Source organism: Streptomyces sp. 351MFTsu5.1 (assembly GCF_000383655.1).
Classification (GTDB): Bacteria; Actinomycetota; Actinomycetes; order Streptomycetales; family Streptomycetaceae; genus Streptomyces; species Streptomyces griseorubiginosus.
In genome coordinates, this window is sequence record NZ_KB911781.1 from 461,078 (window position 1) to 474,314 (window position 13,237).

Sequence of the window (13,237 nt, forward strand, 5' to 3'; positions counted from 1 at the left end):
TACTCCGCGCTCACACTCTGTTGGTCATGGGCACGCCGCAAGTGCCCGCTGACCGGCAGGTGGATCAGTGATCATTCGATCCGTCCCGTGGGGGGACCGATCCGTCCTGTGGGGGGACTTCTGCCCAATGGGCACGACTCTGCGTGCGCTGCGCGCTCTTCTGCTGCTCGCCGGCTTCTATCTGCTCGGCGTCCTGCTGCTGGCCGTCCTGGCCGGCGCCGACTATCTGCTGTTGCTACATGCCCCGACCAGCCTCGCGGGGAAGTTGATCATCGTCTCCGTACTGCTGGCGATCCCGCTGGTGCAGGGCCTGTTCATGCTCCGCACCCCGCGTGAGGAGGACATGGCGGGCTCGCCCGTCACCGAGTCCGACGAGCCCGAACTGTGGCGGACCGTGAGGGAGTTGGCGAACGAGGTCGGCACCGCCGCCCCGTCCCGGATCGTGCTGACCGCCGACGTCAACGCCGCCGTCTCCGAGGACGCCCGGCTGCTGGGGCTGCGCCCGGGACCGCGCCGTCTCTACCTCGGCGTACCGCTGCTGCAAGGGCTGTCGCAGGCGCAGTTGCGGGCGGTCCTCGCCCATGAGCTGGGCCACTACTCCAACTCCGACACCCGGCTCGCCGCCCTGACCGTGCGCGGCCGCGCCCAAGTCCTGCGCACCATCAGGCACTTCGAGCAGCGCGCGGACAACACGGCCGCGCGCGAGCAGGCCCGGCAGGAGAAGAAGAACGCCAAGGCCGAGGCGAAGGGCAAGCAGGCCAAGGAGGTCGACACCGGCCACGCGGGCATCACCTACCGCGCCATGGCGAAGATCTACATCGGCTACGCCAAGCTGTACTTCCGCGCCACGCTCTCCGTCTCCCGCCGCCAGGAGTACGCCGCCGACACCGCGGCCGCCCGCATCGCAGGCCGGGACGCCACCGCGTCGGCGCTGCGCGAGATCCCGGTGCTGAGCGGCTCGTTCGACTTCTACATGAACTGCTACGCCACCCTCGGCACCGGCCAGGAGCTGCTGCCGCCGCGCGGTGAGATGTTCGGTGGCTTCGGCCGGATGCTGAACGGCCGCCGTCTGGAGCTGGTCGAGATGCGCGGCGATCTGCCGACGGGGCCGACATCGCCGTACGACTCTCATCCGCCGATCGCCGACCGGGTGCGCCGGATCGAGGAACTGCCCGACGACGGACGCGCGGACGAGGACCGGGGCGCCGCCCTCGACCTCCTCACCGACCCGCACCGGACGCTGACGGAGCTGGAGGACGCGGTACTGACGGAGGCGGTGCGAGGCTTCCGGCGTAGCGCCGACTGGCAGGAACTGCTCGACGAGGTGATGGCGAAGTCGTTCCGGGCCGGATCGACGCCGCTGCACCGGGCGTACGCCGAGTACACCGGCGAGCAGCCGACACTGCGCGCGCTGCTCGCCCTGATCGAGGACGGCCGGCTGTGGGAGCTGGCGAAGCGGCTGCCGCTGTCCGAGGAGGCGGCCGCGGCTCAGGGACGGGTGTTCCGTGAGTTCGTACGGCCGACCCTGCACGGCTCGTTGAAGAGCATGGCGCTGGCCGAGCTGAACGAGCGTGGGCTGCTGCGCTGGGAGTTCTCCTGGGAGCGGTCCGCCATCCCGCGTCCGCCGCGGGACGCGGACGGGAACGAGACGGATCTCGACGAGGTGGTCGCCCCGGTGGTCACCGACGCGCCGGACACGACGGCCCTGCGGGCACTGCTCGCGCGGGAGCCCGAGCCCCAGGGAACGCCGCGAGGTGCGATGTGATCATCCTCTGGATCGTTCTGGGCGTCATCGGGGTGCCGTTGCTCGCCCTGGGCCTGTACTTCCTGAAGGCGATCGTGCAGGGCGCGATGGAGGGCTGGCGAGGGGCGGACGACGGCTCCGAGGAGGGCGCCGACCAGCCGTACGAGCTGCCGGCCGCGGCCGCCGCGCTGGGGATGCTGCCGCCCGAGGAGCAGAACAGGGGCTCCGCGGCGCCGGTCCCGGCGGTGCTGACTTCCGCCGTCGCGGCCGCCAAGCGGGGCGACTGGCAGCCGGCCGCGGACCTGCTGGACGCGACGGCCGCCGGGCAGGACTGGGAGAACCGGTCCTTCCACAGCTGGTGGCTCGCGGACCTGGCCGCTGATGACGACACCTGGCTGCTGGCCTGGGAGAACGCCCGCCCCGACGACCCGGGCGCCGCCCTGGTGAGGGCGCGCAGCACGGTGGCGCTGGCGGGGAAGATCCGTGGGGCGAAGCAGGCGAAGTACACCACCGCCGAGCAGTTCGCCGGTTTCCGTCGGCTCATGGAGCAGTCCCGCGAGCACCACGCGCGGGCGGCAAAACTCGCTGTCGAGGGCGACCCGGTGCCGTACATCGGGCGGATCTCGACCGCGCTGGGGCTCGGTGACCCGCACCTCGAGATGGAACGCATCTGGAAGGAGATCACCGCACGCGACCCGCACCACTACGAGGCGCACTACATAGCCCTCCAGTACTGGTGCGCGAAGTGGCGCGGTTCGGAGAAGCTGGCCCGGGACTTCGCGGCCGAGGCCGCGGAGAAGGCTCCGCCGGGCAGCCTGATGTCGGTCTTCCCGCTGATCGCGCACTTCGAGCACGACGAGTCGGACACGACGGACGCCGACCGTACGCCGCGGATGCGGGCCCTGGTCGACGCGCTGCTCGCGGACGTGGCAGCGGCGGACCCGGCCCATCCGCGGCTGGCCGAGGCACGGCACCTGCTGGCGTACTACCTGTCCCTCCAGGACCGGGACGAGGCCGCGGTGGAGCAGTTCCGGCTGGTCGACGGCTATGTGGAAGCGCTGCCGTGGCGATACCGGGCGGATCCGGCGGCGGCGTTCTGCCGGATGCGGGACCTCAGCGTGGGGAATCTGAACGGGGGCGAGGGCGAGGGGATTTCTGGCTGAGAGGGCCGGTCGGGGGTGGGCGGCGACTTGGGCGGACGGCCGGAATGCGGGTCGGGACGGACGCGTTGACGTGACGGGCCACGGCCACGCGTTCCGGCCGACACACGGTGCACGGTGCCGCCGCTCATCTCCCGCTCCCCGTGTCCTCACTTCCGTCTCCCCAGCCGCTCACGAAGGAGCCCGCATGCTGTTCGGCCGTACGCCCGTCCTGCCCACGCCCGAGCAGGCGTTGCAGGGCCGCCCGGAGCCGGTGTTCAGGGTCCCGGACCGGCACACGGTCCTCGGCACTCCGCTCCTGGGCCCCTACCCCGAGGGCTACGGGACGGCCGACTTCGGCATGGGCTGCTTCTGGGGCGCGGAACGCACATTCTGGAAGCTCCCGGTGGGCATCTGGACAACGCTGGTCGGCTACCAGGGCGGCCACACCGAGAACCCCACCTACGAGGAGGTCTGCTCGGGCCTCACGGGTCACGCCGAGGTGGTCCGGGTGGTGTACGACCCCGCCCTCATCTCGTACGAGCGCCTCCTGAAGACCTTCTGGGAGTCCCACAACCCGACGCAGGGCTTCCGCCATGGCAACGACGTGGGCACCCAGTACCGCTCGGCGATCCACACCCACACCCCCGAGCAGGCAGCACTGGCCGAGTCCTCCCGGACCGCCTACCAGCGGGTCCTCACGTATTCGGGCCACCGCACCATCACCGCGGAGATCCTCCCGGCCGAGACCCGCCCCTTCTATCCGGCGGAGAGCTACCACCAGCAGTACCTCTCGGGCAGCAAAAACCCGGGCGGGTACTGCGGGTTGGACGGGACGGGTGTCTCTTGCCCGATCGGCGTGGCGATGACGGATGGCTGAACCTCTGCCGCCGGACGTGGCAGCGACACTGCGTTCCCTGCTGGCCGGCTCAGACCCGGTGAGCGGCGCCCTGTCGGCCCAAGTTCCCCACACGCGGGTGGTGGGCAGGTGTGGCTGCGGTTGCGCAACGGTCGACTTGGAGGTGGACCGCACGGCGGTGGCTCCCGCTCCACCGCATGACAACCCGGCCGTCGAGGCGGGGTACGCCGATCCGCACTCGGCCGGTGTATTGGTCTGCACCGAGGACGGTTATCTGTCGCTCCTGGAGATCTACTCGGTCGCGGACGAGCCGGTCTCAGCGTGGCCGGACCCCCGCCACATCGAGCGATGAGCATCGGCAAGGCCGAAGGCTGACGTCGCTGGGCGGGCTCGGGTGGGCGCGGGTGGGCGCGGGTGGGCGCGGGTGGGTTTCGGAGCGTACGAAAAACGGCCCTTCGCCGAAAATCAGTGGCCGCCCCCACCGGCTCACCTCACGCTGTACGCCATGGAAGAACCATCACGCAGGATCCGCGCGGTCCACTCGGACTCCACGGTCACCGTCTACCAGGCGTACTCACGCGAAATCGGCCTGCCGGCTGCCCGCGACGGTCGTTTTCCCGCCGCGTGGAAGCGGGACAGGATGACGTGGATCAAGCCGTCGTTCCTGTGGATGATGTACCGCTGCGGCTGGGGTGCCAAGGAGGGGCAGGAGATCGTCCTCGCTGTGGAGATCAGTCGGGAGGGCTTCGACTGGGCGCTGCGCAACGCGTGTCTGTCCAGCTACGCCCGTGATGTGCACCCAGACCGGGTCGCCTGGCAACGTCAGTTGAAGCGTGCTCCCGCGCGCGTGCAGTGGGATCCCGAGCGGGATCTGCTCCTGCAACCCCTGCCGTACCGGTCCCTGCAACTGGGTCTCTCCGGCGAGGCCGCACGACGCTACGCCGACGAGTGGACGGTCTCCATACGCGACGTGACCCCGCTCGCCCACGAGATCCACGCCCTGGTCGGCAGCGGCGACCTGGGCTCCGCCGCCCGGCTGCTGCCGCAGGAACGGCCTTACCCCGTCGAGGACGAGGTCCTCGCCCCACTGCGCGGATGACGGGCTGGTCTCTGAACCCATGTCTCGCGGCTGTCCGCTGCGTGGCTACGGCAGTCCCCCGGGCACCGCTGCAACACCCTGTTCTCCAGTCCCCGCGACCCGGCCGCCCGGCCGTGAGGCTCAGCCTTGCTCGGGCGGCTCTTCCTGCACCGGTGCGCCGTGGCCGATGGTCATGGACCAGCGCACGGCTGAGGGTGCTTCGACCGAGACGACGCCGCCGCGGTCCGCCCCTGGCAGGGCCACCTCGTTCTGGACGGTGCTGCTCTCGTCGGCCACACATGGCTGCGAGAAGGAGACGTGGACGGACCGTACGGCGACCTTGATCTTCCCTTCGCCCTGACAGCGCACCGCGATGATGAGGGTCTGGCCCTTCCTGCCCTTGCTGAAGGCGAGACTGGCACCCCCGCTGATCATTTCCTGGCGACCGGCAAGAGTCTCACTGACGTCCAGCTCCGGCGGGGTCTGCACGGGGGGTTGTGCGGTGCTGGGCGCGGAGGTCGCCGTCGCCGGCACGGCCGGGGAGGAATGCCGAGGCTGAGCGGCCTGCCTGGCGGCGTCCGGATGATCTGTTGTGCATGCGGCGGCGGGAACGATCATCGCAGCACACAGGAGACTGAGTCCTGTTGCGCGGGTCCAGCGCGGCATACGGGTCCTTCCACAGGGATCGTGCGGAGGATGGCGTGGTCGCTGCGATCATGTCACTCCTGGACACGGGCCCCCGACTTCCTCTCAAGACCCTTCAAGAACCTTGCCGCTCAGCGCGACCGGAGAAACCGAACGAAACCACAACGATGAGTTCGGTGGCCGCCCGCAGTCCCAGCTCTGTGAACGAGCGAAAGGGAGCGGGCATGGGTGAGCTGATGCAGGTGGCGGACGGGGTCTGGGTGCGGCAGAGCGGGTGGGTCTGGTCCAACTCGGTCGTGGTGCGCGGGGACGAGGGGCTGGTCCTGGTCGATCCCGGCATCCACGGCGCCGAGCTGGACCGGCTCGCCGACGACGTGGCCGAGCTCGGTGTGCCGGTGGTCGCCGGGTTCTCCACCCATCCCCACTGGGACCACCTGCTCTGGCACCCCCGGTTCGGTGACGTGCCGCGCTACGCCACGCCCGCCTGCGCCCACCTCGCCGAACAGGCCCGGGAACGGGCGCAGGCAATGGCGGCGCAGAGCGCGGCCGGCGTTCCTCTCGACCTGGTCGCGCTCCTGACCCCGCTGCCTGCGGACGGCAGTCCGCTGCCGGGCGAGGTCATCGAGCATCGAGCGCACGCCATCGGCCACGCCGCGCTCCTGCTCTCGGACCGCGGTGTCCTGCTCGTCGGCGACATGCTCTCCGACGTGCTGATCCCGCTCCTCGACATCCGTCAGGACGATCAGCTCAGCGCCTACGAGTCAGCGCTGGACCTTCTCGAGGAGGCCGCGGCCCACGCCGACGTCGTCGTCCCCGGCCACGGCGCTCTCGCCGGAGGCAGCGAGGTGACGGCCCGCCTCACCGCCGACCGCGCCTACATCGCCGCCCTGCGGCGGGGAGAGGAACCGGCCGACGCCCGCCTCGCGGCCGCGGAATGGCTGGCCGTCCCCCACCGCTCCAACCTGGAGCAGGCGCGGGTGCGGAAACAGCGAGAACAGCGAGAACAGCGAGAACAGCGAGAACAGTAGGAGGACCGGCCGGCTCTCCCGCGCGTCAGTCCTTCGCCCGCTCCGGCAGCTTCCAGCCCGGGCGGGGGAAGTGGCAGGTGTAGCCGTCGGGGTAGCGCTGGAGGTAGTCCTGGTGCTCCGGTTCGGCCTCCCAGAAGGGGCCGACCGGCTCGACCTCGGTGACGACCTTGCCGGGCCACAGGCCGGACGCGTCCACGTCCGCGATCGTGTCCTCGGCGATCCGCTTCTGCTCGTCGTCGACGTAGTAGATCGCCGAGCGGTAGCTGAGGCCGATGTCGTTGCCCTGGCGGTTCTTGGTGCTCGGGTCGTGGATCTGGAAGAAGAACTCCAGGAGGGCCCGGTAGTCGGTCCGCTCGGGGTCGTAGAGGATCTCGATGGCCTCCGCGTGGGTGCCGTGGTTGCGGTACGTCGCGTTCGGCACGTCGCCCCCGGTGTATCCGACCCGGGTCGCCGTCACACCGGGAAGACGGCGGATCAGCTCCTCCATCCCCCAGAAGCATCCGCCCGCCAGCACGGCCCTCTGCGTCTGCGCAGCCATTGCCGCTCCTCCCATATCAGTCCGCTCGGTCACTCGAGGCGCTCGGCCCACCTCTCACCGGCAGTCCACGCCCACTGTGCTCAACGCGGGAAGGGTCCCGCGGATTCCGCCTCCCTGTGCCGCCGTACGGCATCCCATGCATCCCAAACGCCGCCTGTCCGTCATTCGGCCTCCGCCGAAAAGGAGCCCTGGCCGCGGACACCCTGTCCTACGATCCCCGCATGCTGATTCGTCGGACATTACGGATGATCGTCGTACTCGCCGTAACCCTCGTCGGAGCGGTCGGGGGCGGTGTGGGCACGGCCCAGGCCGAAGGAAGCGGAAGCGGATCCACTTACGACCGGCAGTTGCTGTTCTACAACCACTCCTACGGTGTGCTCGACCGGGAGACCGCCGATGCCATCGAGCACTCCGACTACCTGAAGGACTTCGCGAGCTTCGAGGTCCGCACCACGACCGGTTCCGGCGGGCAGACCTGGACCGGCCGCTATCTGCGGGGGCGCGAGACCTACCTGGAGCTGTTCGGGGTCGGTGACCTCCCCGGCCCGGACGGCACGCTCGGCGCCGCCGGACTGGGCGTGTCGACCGAACGGGACGGCGACCTGGCCACCGTCGCCGAGCGCATGAAGAGCGAGGGCGCCACCCCCGTCGAGTTCCTCCAGACCCGGGACTTCGGTGACGGGGTGCCCGTGCCGTGGTTCGACGCGCTGCTCACCGCCACCGAGTACGACGCCTTCCAGGCCTGGGCGATGGAGTACCGGCCGGAGTACTTCGCCGATCCCCGCAGCAACACCGAGCCGGCGAGCTTTCCCGGCGATGTCGGCAGGGAGCGCTATCTCTCCGACGACTACCGCAACCACCTGATGCGTGACATCACCTCGGTCCACCTCGCCGTCACCGAGGGCGACCTCGCCGACACCGTGCCGCTGCTGCGGGCCGGCGGGTTCAGCGTGCGGACCGTCGCCGGCGGTGGCGTGGTCGCGGAGGGCGGCGGCACCACGATCCGGCTCGACGCCGTGCCGCGCGCGCAGGCCGGGTTGCAGCGGGTCACCCTGTCCCTCAACCGGCCCGTGAAGGACCGGCACGTGGAGCAGATCGGCAACTCGACGCTCACCGTCGGACCCGGCAGCCACGCGGTGTGGACCTTCCCGGCCAACGGCACCCCGTAGAAGGGCAGCAAGTATCGGGGGCGGCTCACTGCCCCCCAAAAAAGGAAAGCCGCCGTACGCCGAAGGGCCCCGGCAGCTCGCCGGGGCCCTCCACTCAAGCGGTAGGTGTCAGATCGTCGCCGTGTCGATCACGAACCGGTACCGCACGTCGCTGTTGACGACCCGCTCGTACGCCTCGTTGATCTCGGACGCGGCGATCAGCTCGATCTCCGCGCCGATGCCGTGCGAGGCACAGAAGTCCAGCATCTCCTGGGTCTCGGCGATGCCGCCGATCGCCGAACCGGCAAGGGTCTTGCTGCCGCCGATGAGGGAGAACAGGTTCAGGGAGACCGGCTCCTCGGGGGCGCCCACGTTCACCAGGGCGCCGCCCGCCTTGAGCAGGCCGAGGTACGCGCCGAAGTCCAGCGGGGCCGACACCGTGGAGAGGATCAGGTCGAAGCTGCCCGCCAGCTCCTTGAAGGTATTCTCGTCGCTGGTCGCGTAGTAGTGGTCGGCGCCCAGCTTCAGGCCGTCGTCCTTCTTGCGCAGGGACTGCGACAGGACGGTGACCTCGGCACCCAGCGCGTGCGCGATCTTGACGCCCATGTGGCCGAGGCCGCCCAGGCCGATCACGGCGACCTTCTTGCCAGGCCCTGCACCCCACTTCTTGAGCGGGGAGTACGTGGTGATGCCGGCGCACAGCAGCGGAGCGGCCTCGTCGAGAGCCAGGCCCTCGGGGATGCCGACCACGAAGTTCTCGTCGACGACGACCTTCTCGGAGTAGCCGCCGTAGGTGGGCTCGCCATCCTTGCCGACGGCGTTGTATGTGCCGACGTTGCCGCCGGTGCAGTGCTGCTCCAGGCCGGCCTTGCAGTTCTCGCACTCACGGCAGGAGTCGACGAGACAGCCGACGCCCACGCGGTCGCCGACCTTGAACCTGGTGACACCGGGGCCGACCTCGGAGACCACGCCCGCGATCTCGTGGCCCGGGACCATCGGGAAGATGGCCTCGCCCCAGCCCTCGCGGGCCTGGTGGATGTCGGAGTGGCAGATACCGGCGAACTTGATGTCGATCAGGATGTCGTGCTCGCGGACCGCCCGGCGCTCGATGGTGGTGCGCTCCAGGGGGGCCTTGGCGGCGGGGGCGGCGTATGCGGCAACAGTGGTCATGAGGGTGGTTCTCCTCGAAGGGGGGTGCGCGCCCGGCTGCCTTCTGTCGTGTTCCATCCGTCCGGGCACGATGTACAGCGTGCCCGGAGAACCGGCATCCACCCAGGTCACCGCTCAGCCTACGTTCGCTGTGCCTACTACTGGCGGGGACAGGATCGTGTGCGTACGACCGTGAATACTTGACGTATGGACGAGATGGCCGAGGAACGCACCGGAGGCGGCTCACTGGACCGGCGTGCCGAGCTCAGCGAGTTTCTGCGCACCCGGCGGGCCCGGCTGAAGCCGGAGGACGTGGGGCTGCCGGAGTTCGGGCGGCACCGCCGGGTGCCCGGGCTGCGGCGCGAGGAGCTGGCGCAGCTGGCGGGCGTCTCCGTGGCGTACTACACCCGCCTTGAGCAGGGCAACGGGCGCAACGTCTCGGCGGAGGTCCTGAACGCGATCGCCCGCGCGCTGCGGCTGAGCGACGCCGAGCAGGCGCACCTGACGCATCTGGCGAAGCCGAAGCAGCACAAGAAGAAGACGGGCGCGCGGACCGAGCAGGTGCGCGGGCCGCTGCGCCAGCTGCTGGACTCGATCGAGGTCCCGGCGTACGTCTCGGGGCGCCGGTCGGACATCCTCGCCTGGAACCGGATGGCGGCGGCGGTCTTCGGGGACTGGTCGGAGCTGCCGGTGGCGGAGCGGAACTGGGCCCGGCTGGTGTTCCTGAGGCCGGAGTACCGGGATCTCTTCGTGGACTGGGACCAGAAGGCGTACGACATGGTCAGCTATCTGCGGATGGACGCCGGCTGCCACCCCGACGACCCGCTGCTGTCGACGCTGGTCGGTGAGCTCTCGCTGAAGAGCGAGGAGTTCCGGCGGCTGTGGGCCACGCACGACGTCAAGGAGAAGGGCTACGGCGTCAAGCGCCTCCGGCATCCGCTGGTCGGCGACCTGGTCCTGAACTTCGAGTCCTTCCGCCTGTCCGACGGCACCGACCAGGCCCTGATCACCTACCACGCGGAACCGGGCTCCCCCTCGGCGGAAGCCCTGCGTCTCCTGGCCAGCTGGGGCGCGGACGCGACCCGGGCGGGGGAGTCGGCGCGGCCCTGAGCAAGCCCGCCACCCTCCCCCTCTTCCGTCTCAGCCCCGATACGGCGGCGCCGCCCCCCACGTCCACACGGGTACCGGCTGTTCCGTCGGCGGCTTCGCGTCCGGGCCCGAGAAGTGGACCGCGAGACGGGTGCCCCACTCCACGTACGCGAGGAACGCCGAGCGGAACTCCGGGTCGGTGGGCAGGCCGGCCTCGTCGGCCGCGTCCTGGATGAGGTTCACCCAGCGGCGGCGCTGCGGCTCGGTGATCCCGCGCCCCAGGTGCTTGGCGACCATGTGGCCGTGTCCGCCCTGCGTCTCCGAGTAGGCGGGCGGTCCGCCGAAGACCTCGGTGAGCCAGAGCGCCACGTGCTCGGCGTGCTCCGGGGCCAGGCCCTCGAACACCGGGGCCAGGAGGTCGTCGGCGAGGACCTTCTCGTAGAAGACCGTGGTGAGCCGGGAGAAGGCCTCCGCGCCGCCCGCCCAGGCGAACAGCGTGGGGACGGCGGCGCCCCGGCCACGGACCGCCGTCGGCTTGTAGTGCCGCATCTCCTCGATGTTCTCGATGTACGGCCGGATGTCGGCGAGGAAGTCCGGGAACAGCTCCGACTTGCGGAAGCCCTCCAGGTGGTCCTCGGTCGACGTCCAGGTGATGCGCAGCACGTAGTGCTCGAAGTCCTCCTCGCAGCGCGCCAGTTCGTAGTCGACGCACTGCGGGGCCGCCGCCAGCTTGGCCGAGGCGTGGGTGTAGGCGGACAGGAACTCCGCCGAGCGGTCTTCCGGGATGCGGTAGCGGATGTACTCGACGGTCTCTGTGGTCATACGGCCACTCAAACACGAACGCCCGCCGGAAGCTGTGCTTCCGGCGGGCGCCCTGGTCAGCGCTGCCTACAGGTCACTTCCCGTAGTACGCGTTGTAGATCGAGATCGTCGACTTGTTGCCCTTCTTGTCGGCGATCTTGGCGTGGAAGGAGATGGCCTTGCCCTTCGCCGGGTTCTTCACGGTGATCTTGCCGCCCGTGACCGTGACCTTCTTCCAGGTCTGGCCGTAGTCGTACGACACGTACACCGACAGGGACTTCAGGTTCGAGCCCTTGGCGGCGCCCTCGACCGTCAGCGGGATCTTGACGGTCTTGCCCGCCTCGACCCGGTTGTCCGAACCCGTCTTCGCGTTGAAGCGGACCATGGAGGCCGGGAGGGTGGCCGCCCCGTCGCCGGTCGGCTTCTTCGACTTGAACTCCCAGCTCGCGTCGATGCGGGTGGAGGCCGCCGCGACCTTGACGCTGCGCTTGACCGACGTGGTCAGCTTGTACTTGGCCTCGCCGGACGGGACCGTGAACTCCTTGCCGCCGAACAGCGGGTCGTCGTTCGTGCCGACCTTGACGCCGTTGCGGTACAGGCTGGTGCTGACCGCGGTGAAGTCGGAGGAACCGGCGTGGCCGGCCCCGTCTGCGAACAGCGGCACAATGCCGTAGATCGCGTTCTCGTAGCGGAAGAGCCCGTAGTACTTGTTCAGGTGCGGGCCGAAGACCGCCGTGTTGAAGGTCTTCGAGTACTTCTGGCCCGCCTTGAAGGTCTGCGCGTCGTCCAGGCTGTAGTAGGCCTCCGTGATCGGGAAGCCGTCCGCGTCCTTGCCCTTGTACTGCGAGAGGTCGAACGACCACTTGATCTTGTCCACCGTCGACAGGTACAGCGTGCGGGTGCTCGGCAGTTTCTGCTCGAACGCCATGCCGAGGGTGAAGTCGGTCGGGAAGAAGCCCATCACGGTCATCGCGCCGGTCTTGCCGGAGGCACCCGAACCGAGGGTGTTCTTCACGGTGGCGAGCTCGCCCGCCTTGAAGTGCCGGACCTTGTCGCCCTGGAGCTTCTTGACGTCGGCCGTGGTGGCCACGTCGTACTCGGTCTGGTCACCCTTGGTCCACTGACCGCTCCAGGTCTGGTGCAGACCGGAGACGTCGCCGCCGAGCGGGGCCACGCGGACGCCCTCGAAGGACTGCAGACCGACGCTGAAGCCGATGCCCGCCGCGTCGTAGTTGTAGCTGATCACGCCGAGCTGCTGCTTGGCCTGCGCGTCCGGGACGGTGATGTCGGACGTCTTGGTCTTGCGGGCGTCGATCGTCACGGAGACGTTCTTGGTGACGTCCAGCTTGGGCTGGACCAGCCAGTCCACGCCGCCCTCGAAGTTCACGAAGTCCTTGGCGATCCAGGCGTCCAGCAGGTAGCTGCCCTTGGGGACGCGCATCGTCGTCGTACCGGAGGGCGAGACGGTGACCTGGTAGCCGCGGCCCTCGCCGAGACCCGAGAAGCCGTAGAGGATGGTGTTGTAGTCGGCGGTCGGCTTTCCGTCACGGCCGATGTGGTTGATCGTGACGTCGTACGACTCGATCTCGCGCTGGACCGCGGCCGCGGTGCGGACGGTCTGACCGGCGCCGGTCGCCGTCACGTACGCCGAGTAGGCACCGTCCAGCGTGCCGCCCAGCTTGGTGTTCACCGTGACGTCGACGGAGGCCTTGCCGCCCGCCGGAACCGTCACCGTGGTCGCCGCCAGCTTGAAGAAGCCCGCCGGAGCCGCCTGCCCCTTCGGATCGGTCGCCGTCGACGCCAGCTTCAGCGTCACGTCCTTCGTCCCGAGATTGCGGTAGGTCAGCTGCTTGGTGACCGGCTTGTCGTCGGTGTGCGGCCACTGCTGGGTGCCGAAGCTCACCGACACGGGCTCGGCGATCACGGTCTGCTTGATGGCCTTGTCGACCTGGATACGACCCGAACCCTGCTGGAACGGCGTGTACTTGCCACCCTTCGTCGAACCCGTCAGGGCGCCCT

General features: G+C 69.6%; 12 protein-coding genes and 1 pseudogene. 8 read left to right on the forward strand and 5 right to left on the reverse strand.

Features of this window, described 5'->3' with window-relative positions; all coding sequences use genetic code 11:
* Positions 1-127 precede the first annotated feature (127 nt).
* The 5 genes from H295_RS43345 to H295_RS0118950 all read left to right on the forward strand — a co-directional run bounded on the left by H295_RS43345 (position 128) and on the right by H295_RS0118950 (position 4,841).
* Positions 128-1,765 (forward strand): M48 family metalloprotease, encoded by a 1,638-nt coding sequence (locus tag H295_RS43345; RefSeq protein WP_020136909.1) that lies wholly within the window; start codon positions 128-130, stop codon positions 1,763-1,765.
* Entirely contained in the window at positions 1,762-2,907 is a 1,146-nt protein-coding gene (locus H295_RS0118935) for a hypothetical protein (protein WP_020136910.1), read from the forward strand. Before H295_RS43345 ends, H295_RS0118935 begins: the two co-directional genes overlap by 4 nt.
* Positions 2,908-3,091: 184 nt before the next feature.
* Positions 3,092-3,763: a peptide-methionine (S)-S-oxide reductase MsrA gene (gene msrA / locus H295_RS0118940; RefSeq protein ID WP_020136911.1), complete on the forward strand. Its 672-nt coding sequence runs from the start codon at positions 3,092-3,094 to the stop codon at positions 3,761-3,763.
* A 142-nt stretch (positions 3,764-3,905) separates the two neighbouring features.
* Entirely contained in the window at positions 3,906-4,094 is a 189-nt protein-coding gene (locus H295_RS46760; protein ID WP_020136912.1) for a hypothetical protein, read from the forward strand.
* 153 nt (positions 4,095-4,247) lie between these two features.
* The gene (locus H295_RS0118950; RefSeq protein WP_028809512.1) at positions 4,248-4,841 is read left to right on the forward strand and encodes a DUF4291 domain-containing protein; all 594 of its coding nucleotides are present in this window, start codon (positions 4,248-4,250) and stop codon (positions 4,839-4,841) included.
* 120 nt (positions 4,842-4,961) lie between these two features.
* On the opposite strand, the gene H295_RS43350 is transcribed toward H295_RS0118950, so the two are convergent.
* A complete protein-coding gene (locus tag H295_RS43350; RefSeq protein WP_158691052.1) occupies positions 4,962-5,309 on the reverse strand; it encodes a hypothetical protein in 348 nt (115 codons plus the stop codon).
* Between the two features lie 380 nt (positions 5,310-5,689).
* Between H295_RS43350 and H295_RS43355 the strand changes: the two genes are divergently transcribed.
* Positions 5,690-6,493 carry an MBL fold metallo-hydrolase gene (locus tag H295_RS43355; RefSeq protein ID WP_020136915.1) on the forward strand — a complete coding sequence of 268 codons (804 nt, stop codon included), beginning with the start codon at positions 5,690-5,692 and terminating at the stop codon, positions 6,491-6,493.
* 25 nt (positions 6,494-6,518) lie between these two features.
* Here H295_RS43355 and msrA (H295_RS0118965) read toward each other — a convergent pair whose 3' ends face one another.
* The gene (gene msrA, locus H295_RS0118965) at positions 6,519-7,031 is read right to left on the reverse strand and encodes a peptide-methionine (S)-S-oxide reductase MsrA (RefSeq protein WP_020136916.1); all 513 of its coding nucleotides are present in this window, start codon (positions 7,029-7,031) and stop codon (positions 6,519-6,521) included.
* A 245-nt stretch (positions 7,032-7,276) separates the two neighbouring features.
* On the opposite strand from msrA (H295_RS0118965), the gene H295_RS0118970 reads away from it, so the two are divergent.
* Entirely contained in the window at positions 7,277-8,200 is a 924-nt protein-coding gene (locus H295_RS0118970) for a DUF5829 family protein (protein WP_020136917.1), read from the forward strand.
* Between the two features lie 108 nt (positions 8,201-8,308).
* On the opposite strand, the gene H295_RS0118975 is transcribed toward H295_RS0118970, so the two are convergent.
* Entirely contained in the window at positions 8,309-9,349 is a 1,041-nt protein-coding gene (locus tag H295_RS0118975) for an NAD(P)-dependent alcohol dehydrogenase (RefSeq protein WP_020136918.1), read from the reverse strand.
* A 186-nt stretch (positions 9,350-9,535) separates the two neighbouring features.
* On the opposite strand from H295_RS0118975, the gene H295_RS0118980 reads away from it, so the two are divergent.
* Entirely contained in the window at positions 9,536-10,438 is a 903-nt protein-coding gene (locus tag H295_RS0118980; RefSeq protein WP_020136919.1) for a helix-turn-helix domain-containing protein, read from the forward strand.
* 30 nt (positions 10,439-10,468) lie between these two features.
* Here H295_RS0118980 and H295_RS0118985 read toward each other — a convergent pair whose 3' ends face one another.
* Positions 10,469-11,239, reverse strand: coding sequence for a group II truncated hemoglobin (locus tag H295_RS0118985; RefSeq protein WP_020136920.1), 771 nt, complete (start codon positions 11,237-11,239; stop codon positions 10,469-10,471).
* Positions 11,240-11,312: 73 nt separating this feature from the next.
* Positions 11,313-13,237: pseudogene (locus tag H295_RS0118990) on the reverse strand (peptidase S8); the annotation flags it as partial.

Coding starts and splice junctions, on each gene's coding strand:
- H295_RS43345 (WP_020136909.1), top strand. CDS start 128: ATGGGCACGACTCTGCGTGCGCTGCGCGCTCTTCTGCTGCTCGCCGGC.
- msrA (WP_020136911.1), top strand. CDS start 3,092: ATGCTGTTCGGCCGTACGCCCGTCCTGCCCACGCCCGAGCAGGCGTTG.
- H295_RS0118950 (WP_028809512.1), top strand. CDS start 4,248: ATGGAAGAACCATCACGCAGGATCCGCGCGGTCCACTCGGACTCCACG.
- H295_RS43355 (WP_020136915.1), top strand. CDS start 5,690: ATGGGTGAGCTGATGCAGGTGGCGGACGGGGTCTGGGTGCGGCAGAGC.
- msrA (WP_020136916.1), bottom strand. CDS start 7,031: ATGGCTGCGCAGACGCAGAGGGCCGTGCTGGCGGGCGGATGCTTCTGG.
- H295_RS0118970 (WP_020136917.1), top strand. CDS start 7,277: ATGATCGTCGTACTCGCCGTAACCCTCGTCGGAGCGGTCGGGGGCGGT.
- H295_RS0118975 (WP_020136918.1), bottom strand. CDS start 9,349: ATGACCACTGTTGCCGCATACGCCGCCCCCGCCGCCAAGGCCCCCCTG.
- H295_RS0118980 (WP_020136919.1), top strand. CDS start 9,536: ATGGACGAGATGGCCGAGGAACGCACCGGAGGCGGCTCACTGGACCGG.
- H295_RS0118985 (WP_020136920.1), bottom strand. CDS start 11,239: ATGACCACAGAGACCGTCGAGTACATCCGCTACCGCATCCCGGAAGAC.